The 17,125-nt window shown below is 66.1% G+C and carries 12 protein-coding genes; 5 read left to right on the top strand and 7 right to left on the bottom strand.

Translation table 11 applies throughout. The features are described from left to right. Positions 1-51: 51 nt before the first annotated feature. Together galU and ABIC51_RS17625 are read right to left on the bottom strand one after the other, a co-directional pair. Positions 52-939, bottom strand: a complete 888-nt coding sequence (gene galU / locus ABIC51_RS17630; RefSeq protein ID WP_021162860.1) for a UTP--glucose-1-phosphate uridylyltransferase GalU — start codon at positions 937-939, stop codon at positions 52-54. Positions 940-1,169: 230 nt separating this feature from the next. After that, positions 1,170-1,313: a hypothetical protein gene (locus ABIC51_RS17625; protein ID WP_006479318.1), complete on the bottom strand. Its 144-nt coding sequence runs from the start codon at positions 1,311-1,313 to the stop codon at positions 1,170-1,172. Positions 1,314-1,530: 217 nt separating this feature from the next. Between ABIC51_RS17625 and ABIC51_RS17620 the strand changes: the two genes are divergently transcribed. Beyond that, positions 1,531-2,706 (top strand): acyltransferase family protein, encoded by a 1,176-nt coding sequence (locus ABIC51_RS17620; RefSeq protein ID WP_059694032.1) that lies wholly within the window; start codon positions 1,531-1,533, stop codon positions 2,704-2,706. Positions 2,707-3,138: 432 nt separating this feature from the next. On the opposite strand, the gene ABIC51_RS17615 is transcribed toward ABIC51_RS17620, so the two are convergent. After that, a complete protein-coding gene (locus ABIC51_RS17615) occupies positions 3,139-5,604 on the bottom strand; it encodes a glycosyltransferase family 4 protein (RefSeq protein ID WP_060357590.1) in 2,466 nt (821 codons plus the stop codon). 86 nt (positions 5,605-5,690) lie between these two features. Here ABIC51_RS17615 and ABIC51_RS17610 point away from each other — a divergent pair, with 86 nt between their 5' ends. Further along, positions 5,691-6,779 (top strand): RNA-guided endonuclease InsQ/TnpB family protein, encoded by a 1,089-nt coding sequence (locus ABIC51_RS17610; RefSeq protein WP_060173232.1) that lies wholly within the window; start codon positions 5,691-5,693, stop codon positions 6,777-6,779. Here the strand turns inward: ABIC51_RS17610 and ABIC51_RS17605 are convergent. Continuing rightward, a complete protein-coding gene (locus ABIC51_RS17605) occupies positions 6,757-8,223 on the bottom strand; it encodes a flippase (RefSeq protein WP_048022060.1) in 1,467 nt (488 codons plus the stop codon). The two genes, ABIC51_RS17610 and ABIC51_RS17605, sit on opposite strands and share 23 nt — an antisense overlap. A 26-nt stretch (positions 8,224-8,249) precedes the next feature. Then, entirely contained in the window at positions 8,250-10,442 is a 2,193-nt protein-coding gene (locus tag ABIC51_RS17600) for an NHL repeat-containing protein (RefSeq protein ID WP_502916216.1), read from the bottom strand. 488 nt (positions 10,443-10,930) lie between these two features. Here ABIC51_RS17600 and ABIC51_RS17595 point away from each other — a divergent pair, with 488 nt between their 5' ends. Genes ABIC51_RS17595 through ABIC51_RS17585 form a run of 3 tightly spaced genes read left to right on the top strand, consistent with a single transcriptional unit; the run spans position 10,931 to position 14,035 of the window. Beyond that, positions 10,931-11,995: an acyltransferase family protein gene (locus ABIC51_RS17595; protein ID WP_027791154.1), complete on the top strand. Its 1,065-nt coding sequence runs from the start codon at positions 10,931-10,933 to the stop codon at positions 11,993-11,995. Positions 11,996-12,030: 35 nt separating this feature from the next. Beyond that, a complete protein-coding gene (gene gmd / locus ABIC51_RS17590) occupies positions 12,031-13,077 on the top strand; it encodes a GDP-mannose 4,6-dehydratase (RefSeq protein WP_027791153.1) in 1,047 nt (348 codons plus the stop codon). After that, positions 13,064-14,035 (top strand): NAD-dependent epimerase/dehydratase family protein, encoded by a 972-nt coding sequence (locus tag ABIC51_RS17585; RefSeq protein ID WP_124672959.1) that lies wholly within the window; start codon positions 13,064-13,066, stop codon positions 14,033-14,035. The genes gmd and ABIC51_RS17585 overlap by 14 nt, the downstream gene beginning before the upstream one ends. A 108-nt stretch (positions 14,036-14,143) precedes the next feature. On the opposite strand, the gene ABIC51_RS17580 is transcribed toward ABIC51_RS17585, so the two are convergent. After that, complete coding sequence (locus ABIC51_RS17580) at positions 14,144-15,334, bottom strand: O-succinylhomoserine sulfhydrylase (protein WP_027791151.1); 1,191 nt, start codon at positions 15,332-15,334, stop codon at positions 14,144-14,146. 247 nt (positions 15,335-15,581) lie between these two features. Next, on the bottom strand, positions 15,582-17,114 hold the full coding sequence (gene purF, locus ABIC51_RS17575; RefSeq protein ID WP_027791150.1) for an amidophosphoribosyltransferase: 1,533 nt from the start codon (positions 17,112-17,114) through the stop codon (positions 15,582-15,584). Positions 17,115-17,125 lie beyond the last annotated feature (11 nt).

Genomic DNA, 17,125 nt, shown 5'->3' with positions numbered 1-17,125 from the left:
GCCGGGGCCAACGGAACAACCACCACCTGAAACAACGGAGCGCGAGGCTGCTTAAGCGACAGCAGCCAGCGCGGGCAAGCAGGTACGCAGGTAGGCCTCGAATTCGCGGCTCACTTCCGGATGCTGGAGCGCGAGCTCGACGGTGGCCTTGAGATAGCCGATCTTGCTGCCGCAGTCGAAGCGCGTGCCGTAGTAGCGATACGCGAGCACCTGCTCGTTCGCGAGCAGCGACTGGACCGCGTCGGTCAGTTGCAGCTCGCCGCCGGCGCCCGGCTTGAGCTTGCGCAGGTGATCGAAAATCGTCGGCATGAACACGTAGCGGCCGACCACGCCGAGATTCGACGGCGCATCCTCGGGCGCGGGCTTCTCGATGATGCCCGACAGCTTGATGATGTCCTCTTCCCATTCGCGGCCTTCGACGACGCCGTACGAACGGCTGTCGTCGCGCGCGATCGTCTCGACCCCGATCACCGAGCTGTGATAGTGGTCGAACACGTCGACGAGCTGCTTCAGCACCGGCTGTTCGCCGTGCAGCAGGTCGTCGGCGAGAATCACCGCGAACGGCTCGCCGTGCACCAGCTTCTCCGCGCACAGCACCGCGTGGCCGAGGCCGAGCGCTTCCGGCTGGCGCACGTAGAAGCAGTTGACGTGGCTCGGCTTGATGCCGCGCACGAGCTCGAGCAGCTTTTCCTTGCCGCGCGCCTCGAGCTCGGCCTCGATCTCGTACGATTTGTCGAAGTGATCCTCGATCGCGCGCTTGCTGCGCCCGGTGACGAAGATCATCTCGGTGATACCGGCGTTGATCGCTTCCTCGACCGCGTACTGGATCAGCGGCTTGTCGACGACGGGCAGCATTTCCTTCGGGCTCGCCTTCGTTGCCGGGAGGAACCGCGTGCCGAGACCGGCAACGGGGAACACGGCCTTGGTGACTTTCAACATGTTCGCATCCTGATTGCGTTGACTGCGCCGCGTCGACCAGCGACCCGGCGCGATTGTGTTCCGAACGGCATATCGAGAATCGACGGTACTGCCAATTCGAATCCGCTCATTATCGATATGAACTGATTGCCCAATGATTCCGGAAAAAATATAATCCTTTCAACCCGGTCGATATTGCCGAACCGAGTGCCGAGGCAGAAACAAATTACCGATTTTCCAGATACAAATTCTTACGATTCGAATTCCTCGATATAGGGCACGCCGCCCCGTTCGAGCCCCGGGCGAATCGGTTCGTTCTTCAGCGCCTCGCGGTACGCCGACAGCACGGCCATGACCAGCAGTACTGCAGCGCTCGCGATCCAATGCATGTCCATCTTGCCGCTCCTTGCATCAATCAACTGGAGCTTCAAACTATCAGAAAAAAATCGGTAAATAATTGACCTGCCTCGCGGAACCGCTTTCCGAACGCGATAAAACCATGATGTGGAATACCGATATTTCCCGGTGAGATTTTTTTATTCATTGATCGAATTCTTGCGCATTACGATTGGATGAAACTTCCCGTCAATCCGTCGCAAGGAATCGAATCGCATGCAAGCTTTCAGCGGATCGTCTCTGACCGCGCCGCCCGTCGCCGATCACAAGGAACACGTGATCGACGCGATGCGCGGTTTCGCGGCGCTGCTCGTCGCCTATTTCCACTGCCGGCAGGTCGTCTGGGTCGGCATGCAGAGCTTCCATCACGCTTACGGCCATGCGCTCACCCCGGGCGCGATCGCCGGCTACCTGACCTTTCCGTTCGCGTGGGGCTCTGCCGGCGTGCCGATCTTCTTCGTGATCAGCGGCTACTGCATCCACCGCAACGCGGCGCTCAAGCTCGCGGCCGACCCCGCGTACCGGCTCGACGCGCCGAACTTCTGGATGCGCCGGTTCGCGCGCATCTACCCGGTGCTGCTCGCCGCGCTGCTGTTCACGCTCGCGCTCGACTCGGTCAGCCTGCAGATCGAGCCCGTCAGCCACAAGATCCGCGACGTCGGCCTCGTCGCGTTCCTCGTGAACCTGTTCTCGCTGCAGGGCGTCGCCGGCTACACGTACGGGTCGAACGGCGCGCTGTGGACGCTGTCGCTCGAAGTGCAGTTCTACGCGATCTACCCGCTGCTGTTCGCGGTACGCCGGCGCATCGGCATGCCGGCGGTCGTGGCCGCGGTCGCGCTCGTCAACGTCGCGTCGGCGTGGCTGCTCGAACGGCACGACCTGCAGTTCTTCACGTCGTACTGGCTGTCCTGGACGATCGGCGCGTGGATCGCCGACGTGCGCGCACAGTCGCCGCGCGACGCGGCCGCCGTGCCGTCGCGCGCATGGTACGGCGCGGCCGCCGTGCTGCTGGCCGCCGGCTGCGGCGCGTTCCATTTCGGCCAGTACGGCGCGTTCCAGCTCTGGTCGGCCGGCTTCGCGTGCTTCCTGTACCGCGCGCTCGCCCGCCCGCCGCGCACGACGCCGCCGTTGCGCGTGCTGAGCTGGTTCGGCGACTTCAGCTATTCGCTGTACCTGATTCACCTGCCGCTGTTCGTCTGCCTCGGCTCGGTGCTGTTCCATTCCGAACTGCAGTTGTCGATCTGGCCGTCGTTCGCGTTCATGGCCGCCGCGATCCCGGTCGCGTACCTGTTCTACCGGATGTTCGAACGGCCCGCGATGACGTGGTCGGCCAGCTTCAAGCCGTCCCGCCCCGCCCGCGTCGTCGCGCCGGCGCCCGAACGGGCCGCCTGATCCGGCCGGCCCGGGTTCCCGAGCCCCCGCGCGGCACCCCGCCGCGCGGGGGCTTTATCGTGGGCTGAGCGCGTCGGCACGCCGGGTTGACCGGATGGGCAGGCCTCCGGCGTCGGGCCGCGCCACGACCCGCCTGGGCCGTCCTCGGCCGGCTTTCGCTGCGCGGGGTGCCCTGGGTACCGTCTTTCTCGCGTTGCCTTCTCGCGTTGCCTTCTCGCACCGCCTTCTCGCACCGCCTTCTCACGTCGCCCTATCCCACTGCCGTCTCGCATCGCCCGCCGTCCCCCCAACGGCGATCGTGCAAGCACGCGCCCGCCACGCTACGCAACGACCTGCCCGCCACTCGCCCGACCAGCCCCCGCGCTGAAAAGCAAAGCCCCCACGCAGCGCATTGCCGCATGAGGGCTCGTTCCGGGGGGCGGCTCGCGCCGGCTACTGCCTTTTCGCCTTCGCGGCCTTCGCCGTATCCGCGAGAATCTTCTCGACCCGCTCCACGTAGGTTTCGGTGCCGAACCGGCGCACCGCCGTCGCACGCCCGCTCGCGACGAGCCGCTCGCGCAGCGCACCGTCGCGCTTCAGCGTATCCAGCGCCTCGGCCAGCGCGGCCGCATCGCCCGGCGCGCAGAGCAGCCCGTTGTCGCCGTCCTCGATGATCTCGACGACGCCGCCCGCGCGTGCCGCGACGACCGGCCGGCGCGCGAGCATCCCCTCGACGATCACGCGCCCGAACGGCTCCGGCGTGATCGACGTATGCGCGACGACGTCGACCGCCGTCATGCACGCGGCCACGTCGCGCTGGAACCCGAGGAAATGCACGCGCTCGCCCATCCCGTGCCGGGCGACGAATTCGTGCAGCTGCGCCGCGTAATCGTCCTCGCCGAACAGCGGCGCGCCGACCAGCACCACGTGCATGTCGGGATGCCGCGCGGCGGCCTCCAGCAGCACGTGCTGCCCCTTCCAGTGCGCGAGGCGGCTGAACGAGCCGACGAGCCATGCGTGCTCGGGCAACCCCAGCCGCGCGCGCAGCGCGGCCTGGCTGACGCCTTCCAGCGCATCGAACGGCTCGGCCGAAATGCCGTTGAACACGACGTCGACGTGCTGCGGCGTGAAGCCCGTCAGCGCGCGGAACGCCTGCGCGGACGCGTCGGAGTTCGCGATCACGCGCGTGACGCCGAACCGCGCGCAGTACTTGATCGCCAGCAACTGCTTGCTGCCGAAATGGTCGGTGCTGACGATGTCGCGCAGGTGCCACACCACCGGCTTGCGCGCGAGCCGCCCGGCCAGCGCGGCGACCACCATCGCGCGCTGCGTGTTCGCGTAGATCACCTCGGCGCGGCGCGCGCGCCGCGCCACATCGCGCACGAGCCGCACGAGCTGCTTCACCGCGCCGACCGACACGCCGCCCTGCTTGCGCACGCCCGCGAGCGCGCCCTGATCGACCACGTCGACACGCGCGCCGATCTCGTCGAGCGCCGCACGGAACGGGCCGTCGTCGAACAGCAGCACGTCGGCGTTCGCGCGCATGTGCTTCATGATCTCGAGCAGCGACAGCTCGGCGCCGCCAAGCACGCCGCTCTGGTCGAGCACGAGCGTCGCCGGGCCGCGCGCGGCCGGCAGCGGCGCGACGGCCGTACCGCGCTGCGCGGTCGAGCCGGGCAGCGCGGTTTCCACGTAGTCGAGAAAGCGCCGCCGGAACGTATCGGCGGAAAACCGCTCCGCGTTCGCACGGCATGCGTCCGGCGTGAAGCGCTGCGGTGCGCGCTCGAAATCGTCGACGGCCGCGACGATCGCATGCGGCGTCTGTTCGTCGAAGAAGAGCCCGGTCGGATTCCGGTTCGATTGCGGGTCGAGCACGGTTTCGAGCGCACCGCCCTTGCCGTACGCGATCACGGGCGTGCCGCACGCCTGCGCCTCGACGACCGAGATCCCGAAATCCTCCTCGGCCGCGAACACGAACGCCTTCGCGCGCCGCATCCGGTCGTGCAGCACCGCGAACGGCTGGTAGCCCATGATCTCGACGTTCGGGCCGGCTTTCGCGCGGATCTTCTGCATCTCGGGGCCGTCGCCGATCACGACGAGCTTGCGCTCGGGCGTCTTCGAGAACGCCTCGACGATCAGGTCGATCTTCTTGTAAGGCACCATCCGCGACGCGGTCAGGTAGAAATCGTCCTTCTCCGCGTTCAGCGAAAACGCGTCGACGTCGACCGGCGGGAAGATCACCGCCGCGTCGCGGTGGTAGACCTTCCTGATGCGCCGCGCGATGAACGCGGAGTTCGCGACGAAACCGTCCACCGCGTTCGCGGTGCGCGTATCCCAGTTGCGGATGTAGTGCAGGATCATCCGCGCGAGCAGCGATTTCGGCCCGCGCGTGAGGTTCGACTGTTCCAGGTACTGGTGCTGCAGGTCCCACGCATAGCGGATCGGCGAATGCACGTAGCTGATGTGCATCTGGTCCGGCCCCGTCAGCACGCCCTTCGCGACCGCGTGGCTGCTCGATATCACCAGGTCGTACTCCGACACGTCGAGCTGCTCGATCGCGAGCGGCATCAGCGGCAGGTAGCTGCGGTACTTGGTGCGCGCGAACGGCAGCTTCTGGATGAACGACGTCGTCACCGGCTTGCCGCGCACGAACGCGCGGTCGTCGAGGAAGTCGACGAGGCTGAACAGGTCGGCGTCGGGAAAACACGCGACGATCTGTTCGAGCACGCGCTCGGCGCCCGCGTAGGTGACGAGCCAGTCGTGGACGATCGCCACGCGCAGCGCGCGCGACGGTTGCCGCGCGCTGGCGCGCTCGCCCGGCACGGGCCGGCGCAGTGCGGCGACATCGCCGGCTTCGGCCGCGGCGGCATCGGCCGTGGCGAGATTCAACAAGGCGTGTTCCGCCAGATCGCGATTCATCAGTCGCTCCAAGAAGCCCTGCCATTGTTGGCGGGGAAGAAAGGAGCGCCGTCGACAAACGGCATTCCTAGGTTAGAGTGACCGGCATGATTCTTGTCTATCGCTACCGGGTGAAATCGCTCAGCGGTCTGCTTAACAAGCAGAGCCGAGCGGTGAACTACGTCTGGAACTTCTGCAACGACACGCAGAAGCACGCGCTCAAGTGGAGCAAGAGGTGGCCGACCGGCTTCGACCTGAACGTACTGACAACCGGCAGCAGCAAGGAGCTCGGCATTCACTCCGGCACGGTCAACGCAACGTGTGAGCAATACGCGAAGTCGCGCGACCACCACCGACGCCCGTACCTGCGCTATCGCGGCAGGAAATCGCTCGGCTGGGTGCCGCTGAAGGGGCGTGACCTGAAGCGTGAAGGAGATGCATTTCGCTTCGCCGGCAACACGTTCCGTGTGTTCAACAGTCGCCCGCTTCCCGAAGGCAAGATCAAGGATGGAACCAATTTCGCGCAGGATGCGCGCGGCAACTGGTTCCTGAACGTCGCGATCGAAGTACCCGAAGTTCCCGCGCGCCCGATCCGTTCCGGTGTCGGCATCGATCTCGGTCTGAAAGAATTCGCCACACTTTCGACCGGTGAGAAGCTTCCCAACGACCGGTTCGGTCGACGCGCGGCGGAAAAGCTGGCGAAAGCGCAACGAGCACGCAAGCACAAGCGCCATATCGCGAAGCTGCACGGCAAGGTGGCAAATGCCCGCGCCGATTTCCAGTACAAGCTCGCGCTCGATCTGGTGCGGCGCTTCGACTACATCGCGGTCGGCAACGTGTCCGCCGCCAAACTCGCCAGGACCAGAATGGCAAAGAGCGTCTACGACGCATCCTGGTCGTCCTTCCGCAACAAGCTCCGTTACAAGGCGATGGCGCACGGGGTCACGTTCGAGGAAGTCGACGAAAGCGGTTCTACCCAGTCCTGTTCGTCGTGCGGATCGAAAGACAGCACGACGCGGCCGAAAGGTATCGCGGGACTGCGAATAAGAGAGTGGGCCTGCAGTGGTTGCGGTGTCGTGCATGATCGGGATACCAACGCTGCTCTGAACATTCTCCGATGCGGACGTGCATCGCCAGTTGTGGGAATCCGCTGCTTTCAAGCAACGGAAGACGTCAAGCGGTTCTCCTCGCATTGAGACGGACAAACAGGTCGCGCACGAGCGCGCGCAGCCCCGGCGTCATCGTGAGCGACCACGCGACGTTCAGCAGCAGCACGACCGCGCACATGCCGATCGACTCGACGAGCCCCGGCCATGCCTGCGCCAGAAACAGGCTCGCCAGCAGGAACGCGAGGTGCGCGAGCATGTCGAGCACGATCGCGCGCATCCGGATCGCCGACAGGTACAGCAGCACGCCGTAGTCGACGAACGCGCGCGCCGCGACGACCACCGCCGCGCCGATCAGCCCGAAGTGATGGATACCGAACCACAGGCCGCCGACGAAGAACGGCATCTGGACGAGCCCGGCAAAGGCCGCGCGGGACGGATTGACCTGCGACTGGATCAGGATGCGCGTGACGCTCGCCTGGCCGACGAGCCACACGCTGATCACCAGCACGCGGCCGACCGGCGCCGAATGCGCGGCGAGATCCGCGCCGACCCACAGCGTGAGGAACGGCGCGAGCGCGAAGATCGCGACGATGCCGACCGGCGTGAACACGCCGTTCAGGAATTCGAGCGACTGGCGCGCGAGCGTGTCCGCATGGTCGCGGCCGACCGCCGACAGGCGCGGGAACAGCGTGCGCACGAGCGCGTTCGGCAGCATGTTCAGGCGCGTGACGAGGTTCTGCGGCACCGTGTAGTAAGTGACGAACTTCGCGCCCATGCCGGCGCCGAGCATCACGCGGTCGAGCGTGTCGGCGATCATGCTCGTCGTGCTGGCGATCAGCATCCAGCCGCCGAAATTGAACAGCCCTTTCGCGGTGCCCCACTGCGGCGGATCGATGCGCCGGATCCCGAGCACCTTGATGCTGGCGTGACCGAGCATCACCGCCGCGATCAGGCGCGCGACGACCGCCGCGGCGAGCACCGTCTGCAGGTTCGGCGCGATCCACCACGCGGCGCCGAGCGGCAGCAGCTGGAACAGGAACGTGCCGATCGTCTGGTTCGTGTTGAACACGCCGAAACGTTCGGCGCCGTTGATCGCGCCGGCGAACACCCACGACACGTTCGCCAGCGGAATCGCGAGCGCGAGCCACGGCAGCGCGAGATACACCTCGTGCTGCATCGCCGCCGACACCTTCGTGAAGTAGGCGGTGTAGATGAACGCGCCGAAATAGATCAGCAGCCCGCCCACGATGCCGGTGCCGAGGTTCAGCCAGAACGCGCTCCAGAACACGCGCGCGCTTTCGTCGTCGTTGCCGCTCGCGAGCGCTTTCGAGATGTGGTTCTGCGCGGCCATGCTCATCCCGAGATCGAGGATCCCGAAATAGCCGATCAGCGTCCACACGAGGCTGACGACACCGTAACGTTCGACGCCGAGCGCGTGGATGTACGCGGGCACCGTCACCAGCGACACGAAGGTCGGCAGGATCAGCCCGATGAAGTTGATCGAAACGTTCTTGAGTATGCCTTTGTCCATGCTTCTGCCTTGTGTGACGTCGTCCGTCACGGTTTCCAGCGATACATCAGCACCTTGCCGCGCGCGTCTTCCTCGACGAACACGAGGTACTCGCCGTTCTCGCGCCGGAACGCGCTGATGCCGAACGGCACGTCGACCCAGCCGGATGCCTTGCCGACCTCGGCGCCCGGGCTCATCACGCCCACTTCCTTGCCGGTTTCCTTGTCGTACACGTGGATCTTGCCGACCGGCTCCACCCCGAAGAGGTAGCGGCCCTCGGCCGTGATCCCGATCAGGTCGAAGATCGGCTTCGCGTCGAGCTGCCACGGCAGCGCGACCTGGTAGCGCACGACCGGCGAGCCCGTCGACCACTTGTCGAAGCGGACCAGCACACGGCCCACTTCCTTGTTGATGCCCGGCTGCGGCGGGGCATCGGCCGTGTAACCGGTCACGTACAGCGTGTCCGTTTGCGCGTCGTAGATCGAGCGGCGCAGCTGCGTGAACGGCTGCGGCATCGGATAAGTCGTGACCTTGTCGTACGAGTAGATCGGGTTGCCGGTCTTGTCGACGCCGCCGTACTGGAAGCGGTGGACGCCGCGCACGTCGCTCGTGCGCCAGATGTCGCCCTTCGTGTCGACCCACCAGCCCCAGCCGCCCGCCTTCGCCTTGCCGGTGGTATTGATCTCGAACTCGTCGGCATCGAGCCGGCCGTTGCCGTTCGCGTCGCGCCACAGCCAGTCGCCGCCCGGCGGCTTGTTCGGCACGTTGTCGACCGGCCGCGCGCGGCCCGCGATCAGACCCGACGGAATCGCGACTTCGCCGTCGCGCTTCGCGTCGAAGCGGTAGATCTTCAGGTGATCGGCGTACATGTCCGTCAGGTACAGGAACGTGCGGCCGTCGAGGCGCCGCGCGATCGGCATGCCGGGCCACTGGTCCGTATGGAACACGGGGTCGTCCGGATACTTGAAGCGGTTCGACAGGAAGCCGACGTATTTCCAGTCCTGGCCCGGCGGCTTCGACAGGTCGAGCTCGAAGCGCTTGTTGCCCGTGTACACGCTGTTCGGCCGCGCCGGGTCGAGCCATGCGCCGTCGACGAACAGCAGCCCCTGCACCTGCCAGCGCAGCTTGCCGTCAGGCGTATAGCTTTCGAGCACGGCGCCGAGCCCCGCACCGATCGTGTCGTGACGCGGCCCGATGCCGTTCATCGACACGTAGATGTTGCCCGCCCGGTCGACACCGACCCCTGTCAGCCCGTTGAAACGCTGCGGCCCGGGCCGGCCCGGCACCGGGCCCGCGAAGATGCCGCCGCGCTCGCCGAGCGTGCCCGACTGCGCATAACCCTTGCCGCCTTTCGAGAAGATCAGGATCTGCTGGCGCGGCCCGTTGTCCGCGACGAGCACGCGCCCTTTCGCGTCGACTGCCACGTCCACCGCGTCGGTGCCTTCCGTCAGCGCGGGGGCGTCGTCGAGCTTGCGACCGTCGGCGCGCACGTGCGCGAGGTGCGCGGGCCCCTTGATCGTGTCCGTGAGCAGCCACAACGTGCCGTCGCCCGCGAGCGCGATGCGGCCCGGCTCGTGCACGCTCCACGTGCCCTTCTGCTGCATCGTCTCCGCGTCGTACACGTCCACCGCGTCGCGCGACGGATTCGTCGCGAACAGCGTCTTGTCGTCGGCCGCGAGGCCGCCGACTTCCGCCTTCTGCTCGCCCGTTTCCGAGCGCGCGGGCGCCGCCACCTCGTTCATCATCATGAAGCTCGCGGCCATCCGCGCGCGGCCGGCATCGGCACGCCCGCCAGGAGCCACCTGCGGCGCCGCGCGGAACGGCGCCGGCTGCTTCATGTCGCCGATCGTGCGGCGCGAGATGCCGAACCACTGCTTGCCCTTGTCCGGCCAGATGCCGGGCGACTGCAGGTGGCCGCGCTCGTTGCCGACACCGATCGCGACGTACGCATATTTGCTGTTCACGGCGATCGCGCTGCCGCCGAGGTTGCCCCAGCCGTGCGTGCCGCCGGCGAAGCCGAGCATCTTTCCGTCCTGGTAGACGCTCGCTTCGGCGCCGCTCTCGTCCCATGGCGCATTCGTATACACCTTGCCTTCAGGCGTCACCGCGATCGCGCGGATGTCGATCTGCGTCCAGCTGCCGTCGCCATAGCCGAACGTATTGCCGATCCACGACGTCGTCGCGGGCAACACCGTTTCGGCCGGTACGGCGCTCGTCAGCAGCGTCGCGCATACCGTCATGCCTACCAGAATCAGACGTCGCAATGCGCTTCTCCAGACTTGATGCAAGAGCGACCGGCACCGCTGCCGGCGCACCCTGTCGCTAAATGGGTTTCAAACGTCGCGATGCAGGTTACAAGCAAAAATAATCACAAGAAATTTGGAAATATTTGGGGATGTTTCCGCCTGAAATATCGAACCGGAACAGACGCGCAAAGACACCCGAAAACGGCAATTACGACCGCGTTTCGCTTTCCAGTCTGTAGAAAATGCCGCTTTTCACCGCCTGGCGGGGCCTCCCGGGCGGCGACCGTTCATCGCGCGACCGAAATAACCGGCATTTGAATGTTTGTCGTCGGATAAATGACGCGCGTTTTTTTGCCGATTTCTTTTCCCTAGAATCGATTTCGATTCGATATTTCATTTAATGGCATGCATTACGTTCACGTTTACGCATCGGATGTGCGACTCACCCCGGCTCAGGCCGCGCGTCGCGAAGGAGCGGCGCGATGACGGGCCTCTCGCGACCCGCGGCCCCCACCCCGCCGCAACACGGCCGCATCGTGCAGCTCGACGGGCTGCGCGCGATCGCGGTGGGCGCCGTGTTCCTGCAGCACGCGCTGAAGGCGCCGCTGTGGATGGGCGTCGACCTGTTCTTCGTGCTGAGCGGCCTGCTGATCACCGGCATCCTGCTCGATCGCAAGGCGCGCGGGCAGTCGTACTTCAGCCACTTCTACGCACGCCGCGTGCGCCGCATCCTGCCGCCGTACGTGTTGCTGCTGGTGGTGTCGACAACCCTGTTCGGTGCGGGCTGGCTGCCGCACTGGCCGTGGTTCGCGTTCTTCTCGACCAACATCGGGCTGTCGCTCGGCAGCATCGGCCACGACAGCCTGAACGTGCTGTGGTCGCTCGCGGTCGAGGAGCAGTTCTACATCTTCTGGCCGTTCGTCGTGCTGTGGTGCTCGGAGCGCGCGCTGCTGTGGATCGCCGCCGCGCTGATCGTCGCGGCCCCCGTGCTGCGCGCGATCGCGACGCCGTGGTTCGACTCGTTCTGGCCGATCTACTACCTGACGCCGTTCCGGATGGACCTGCTCGCCGCCGGCGCGCTGCTCGCGATCGTGCTGCGCCGCGACCGGCGCGCGCTGGAACCGTTCTATCCGCTCGCGATCGTCGGCGCGCTCGTGTCGCTCGCGATCCTCGGCTGGCTGCACCTGTCGTTCCCGCGTTTCCGCGCCGCGAACACGCCGCTGTCGAACGCCGCGCTCTACAGCATCTCGCTGCTGCTGTGCACGTCGATCGTCGTGATCGCGCTGCGCGGCCGCGGCCTCGTGCAGCGCGTGCTGACGAACCCGATGCTCGTCTACGTGGGCACCGTCAGCTACACCGTGTACCTGATCCACCTCAGCGTGCTGTACGCGCTGTGGCCGCTGCACCTGAACCGCTTCGTCACGGCCGCGCTGGCGCTCGCGATCACGCTCGCGTACGCGACCCTGAGCTGGTACGGCTTCGAACGGCGCCTGACGCGCGGCCCCGCACGCCGTGCGCTGCCGGCCGCCGCCGGCACGACCGCCTGACTTTCACCCTCCATCGTTTCTACCAGGACAACGTCATGAGCCAAACTCGCAAGAAGGCCATCATCACCGGGATCTCGGGGCAAGACGGCGCCTACCTGACCAAGCTGCTGCTCGACAAGGGCTACGAGGTCACGGGCACCTACCGCCGCACCAGCTCGGTGAATTTCTGGCGCATCGCCGAGCTCGGCGTCGACACGCACCCGAACCTCACGCTCGTCGAACACGACCTGACCGACGCCGGCTCGAGCCTGCGCCTGCTCGAACGCACGCAGCCCGACGAGCTGTACAACCTCGCCGCGCAGAGCTTCGTCGGCGTGTCGTTCGACCAGCCGGCGACGACCGCCGAAGTGACCGGCCTGGGTCCGTTGAACCTGCTCGAGGCGATTCGCGTCGTGAGCCCGAAGACGCGCTTCTACCAGGCGTCGACGTCGGAGATGTTCGGCAAGGTGCAGTCGATCCCGCAGACGGAAGCGACTTCGTTCTATCCGCGCAGCCCGTACGGCGTCGCGAAGCTGTACGCGCACTGGATGACGGTGAACTACCGCGAGTCGTACGGCCTGTTCGGCAGCAGCGGCATCCTGTTCAACCACGAATCGCCGCTGCGCGGCCGCGAGTTCGTCACGCGCAAGATCACCGACACCATCGCGAAGATCAAGCTCGGCAAGGCGACCCGCCTCGAGCTCGGCAACCTCGACGCGAAGCGCGACTGGGGTTTTGCACTTGAATATGTCGAAGGCATGTGGCGCATGCTGCAGGCCGACGAACCCGACACCTACGTGCTCGCGACCAACCGCACCGAGACCGTGCGCGATTTCGTGCGGATGGCGTTCGCGGCGGCCGGCTACCAGATCGAATGGACCGGCAAGGGCGAACAGGAACGCGGCCTCGACGCGTCGAACGGCAACGTGCTCGTGGAAGTGAACCCGAAGTTCTATCGCCCTGCCGAGGTCGACCTGCTGATCGGCTGCGCCGACAAGGCCAGGTCCAAGCTCGGCTGGGAACCGAAGACGACGCTCGAACAACTTTGCCAGATGATGGTCGAAGCCGATTTGACGCGGAATCAACACCATGACACGTTCTGAAGCCGGACGCCCGTCGCGCCGTGCATTTGTCACCGGCCTGACGGGCTTCACGGGCCGCTACATGGCCGAGCGCCTGCAGGCGGCCGGCTATGAGGTCTGGGGCACGGTCGCGCCCGGCGCGGCGCGCCCCGACGATCCGGCCTTCGCGCACTGCACGCTGCTGCCCGTCGACCTGCTCGACGCACAGGCGCTGCGCGCGGCGGCCGCCGACGCCCGGCCCGATGCGGTCGTGCATCTCGCCGCGCGCGCGCATGTCGCGCAGGACGAGCCGTCGGAAACCTACGCGGTCAACATCGTCGGCACCCGCAACCTGCTGGCCGCGCTTGCGGGCCTCGACCGCCGCCCGTCGGCCGTGCTGCTCGCCAGCAGCGCGAACATCTACGGCAATTCGACCGCCGGCGTGCTCGACGAAACCGTCGCCCCCGCCCCGGCGAACGACTATGCGGTCAGCAAGCTCGCGATGGAATACGCGGCGAAACTGTGGGCCGACCGTCTGCCGATCGTGATCGCGCGGCCGTTCAACTACACGGGTGTCGGCCAGAGCGATGCGTACCTGCTGCCGAAGCTCGTCGCGCACTACGCGCGCAACGCCCCGCGGATCTCGCTCGGCAACCTCGACGTGAGCCGCGATTTCTCCGACGTGCGCGACGTGACGGCCGCGTACCTGAAGCTGGTCGAAGCCGCGCCGGCCGGCGAGACGTTCAACGTGTGCTCGGAGCGCGCGTATTCGCTGAAGGAAGTGCTGGCGATGCTGTCGCGTATCGCCGGATACGTGATCGACGTGACGATCGATCCGCGTTTCGTGCGGCACAACGAGGTGAAGAGCCTGTCCGGGTCGCGCGACAAGCTGCGGCGCGCGGTGGGCGAGCTGCCCGTCACGCCGCTCGACGACACGCTGCGGTGGATGGTGGAGGCGATGCGCAACGACACGCACACCAACGAAGATCGCACCGGGTAAGCCGCGCGATTTCATCGGCACCCAAAACGAAGGGCCGCTCGCTTGCGCGAACGGCCCTTCGTCCATCGTCACGTCGGATCACGTCACGACATGCGTGACGTGCCGCGCTCAGCCTTCCAGCCCGCGCGCGAGATCCTTGCGCAGGTCGCCCGCATCCTCGAGGCCCACCGACAGGCGGATCAGCCCTTCGCTGATCCCCGCTGCCGCGCGCGCCTCCGGCGTGATGCGGCCATGCGTGGTGGTCGCCGGATGCGTGATGGTCGTACGCGTGTCGCCGAGGTTGCCGGTGATCGAGATCAGCTTCGTGTTGTCGATCACGCGCCATGCATTCGCGCGCTGCTGTTCGGGCGTGTCGCCCTTCAGCTCGAACGACAGGATCGCCCCGCCCGCCTTTTGCTGACGCTTCGCGAGTTCGTGCTGCGGGTGCGATTCGAGGCCCGGATGAAACACGCGCGCGACGGCCGGATGCGAATCGAGCCAGCGCGCGATCTCCAGCGCGTTCGCCGATTGCTTCTCGACGCGCAGCGACAGCGTCTCCATCCCCTTCAGCAGCACCCACGCGTTGAACGCCGACAGCGTCGGGCCCGCGCTGCGCACGAACGGGAACACCTTGCCCATGATGAATTCCTTCGAGCCGACCAGCGCGCCGCCAAGTACGCGGCCCTGGCCGTCGAGGAATTTCGTCGCCGAGTGCATCACGACATCCGCGCCGAGCTTCAGCGGCTGCTGCAGCACCGGGCTGCAGAAACAGTTGTCGACGACGAACAGCGCGTTCGATGCCTTCGCGATCTTGCCGATCGCCTCGATGTCGGCGAGTTCGGTCAGCGGGTTCGACGGCGTCTCGAGGAAGAACATCTTCGTTTCCGGACGCACGGCTTCCTTCCACGCGTTCAGGTCCGTCGGGTCGACGAAGGTCGTCGTGATCCCGAACTTGCTGAAGATCTGCGAGAACATCCCTAGCGTCGAGCCGAACAGGCTGCGCGAGCTGACCAGGTGGTCGCCGGCCTGCAGCGCGGACATCACGACCGACATGATCGCGGCCATCCCGGATGCCGTCGCGATGCACGCCTCGCCGCCCTCGAGCGCCGCGAGGCGCTCCTGGAACATGGTGACGGTCGGGTTCGTGAAACGCGAATAGGTGAAATAGTCTTCCGAATTCGCGAAGCGCTCGGCCGCGTCGGCCGCGCTCTGGAAGCAGAAGCTCGACGTGAGGAACAGCGCTTCCGAGTGCTCGTTGAAGTCGCTGCGCAGCGTGCCCGCGCGCACGGCAAGCGTGTCGAAGTTGAGGGAGTCGTCCATGTTCCGTTTTCCGTATCCGATGGCCACGCGCATCGCGCAGGCCAGATCAAAACCAGGCCAAAAAACAAAAAGCCCGCTATGCGTCGGCATCAGCGGGCTTCGGTGCGGTACGACAGCGATCGACTCGGGCCGGTTGCCACCGGCCTTCGCTTTAGCTGTTTTGGGAAGTCGCCCCGCGTCCGCAAGCTGATATCAAATCGACGCAAGGCCACATCCTATCACGCCTCGATAAAAGCGTGCGCCGGTGTCACTCGACCGACAGCTGCAGGTTCATCTGCGAACGTTCGGTGTCGCCGGCCGTATCGCGATCGGCCTGCGACGCCGGCGTGAGGCGCGCGCGCTCGATCGCATCGAGATACTCGGGCGTCACGTCGCCGGTGATGTAGTTGCCGTCGAAGCACGACGCCTCGAAGCGTTCGAGCTTCGGGTTGATGTCGCGCACCGCGCGGCGCAGGTCGTCGACGTCCTGGTAGATCAGGTGGTCGGCGCCGATGATCTTGGCGACGTCTTCGTCGGTGCGGCCGTGTGCGACGAGCTCGCCGCGCGTCGGCATGTCGATGCCGTACACGTTCGGGAACTTCACGGGCGGCGCGGCCGACGCGAAGATCACCGACTTCGCGCCCGCATCGCGCGCCATCTGCACGATTTCATGCGAGGTCGTGCCGCGCACGATCGAATCGTCGACGATCAGCACGTTCTTGTCCTTGAACTCGATGCTCATCGCATTGAGCTTCTGGCGCACCGACTTCTTGCGCACGGCCTGGCCCGGCATGATGAAGGTGCGGCCGACGTAGCGGTTCTTGAAGAAGCCTTCGCGGTACTCGACGCCGAGCTTCGCGGCGACCTGCATCGCGGCCGGGCGCGACGAATCGGGAATCGGCATCACGACGTCGATCGGCACGTTCGGCAGTTCGCGCTTGATCTTCTCGGCGAGATAGTCGCCCATGCGCAGGCGCACGTTGTAGACCGGCACGCCGTCGAGGCACGAATCCGGACGCGCGAGGTACACGTATTCGAACATGCACGGGTTCAGCGTCGGGTTCTCCGCGCACTGCTGGCTGTGGAAGTTGCCGGCCTTGTCGATGAAGACCGCTTCGCCCGGCTCCAGGTCGCGCACGAATTCGAAACCGATGCCTTCGACCGCGACCGACTCCGACGCGACCATCCATTCGGTGCCGTGCTCGGTCTCGAGCTTGCCGATGCAGAGCGGGCGGATGCCGAACGGGTCGCGGAACGCGAGCAGGCCGTAGCCGGCGATCAGCGACACGATCGCATACGAACCCTGCAGGCGGCGATGCACGCCCGAGACGGCCTTGAACACCGAAGCCGGATCGAGCTCGAGGCCCGTGGTCGACAGTTGCAGCTCGTGCGCGAACACGTTGAGCAGCACTTCGCTGTCGGAATTGGTGTTGATGTGCCGGCGGTCGATCCGGAACATCTCGTCCTTCAGTTGCTGCCAGTTCGTCAGGTTGCCGTTGTGCGCGAGGATGATCCCGAACGGCGCGTTCACGTAGAACGGCTGCGCCTCGGCTTCGCTCGACGCCGAGCCGGCGGTCGGGTAGCGCACCTGGCCGATGCCGTAGGTGCCGGGCAGGCTGCGCATGTTGCGCGTGCGGAACACGTCGCGCACCATGCCGTTCGCCTTGTACATGTGGAAATTGCTGCCGTCCGCCGTCGCGATGCCCGCCGCGTCCTGACCGCGATGCTGCAGCAGCAGCAGGCTGTCATAGATCAGCTGGTTGACAGGGGATTGGGAGATAACGCCTACGATGCCGCACATGGCATGTCCTT

Origin of the sequence: Burkholderia sp. 572, from assembly GCF_040545135.1 — a bacterium.
Lineage (GTDB): Bacteria > Pseudomonadota > Gammaproteobacteria > Burkholderiales > Burkholderiaceae > Burkholderia > Burkholderia cepacia.
Note: the sequence above shows the minus strand (reverse complement) of the source record. Positions and strands in the feature narration are given on the sequence as shown.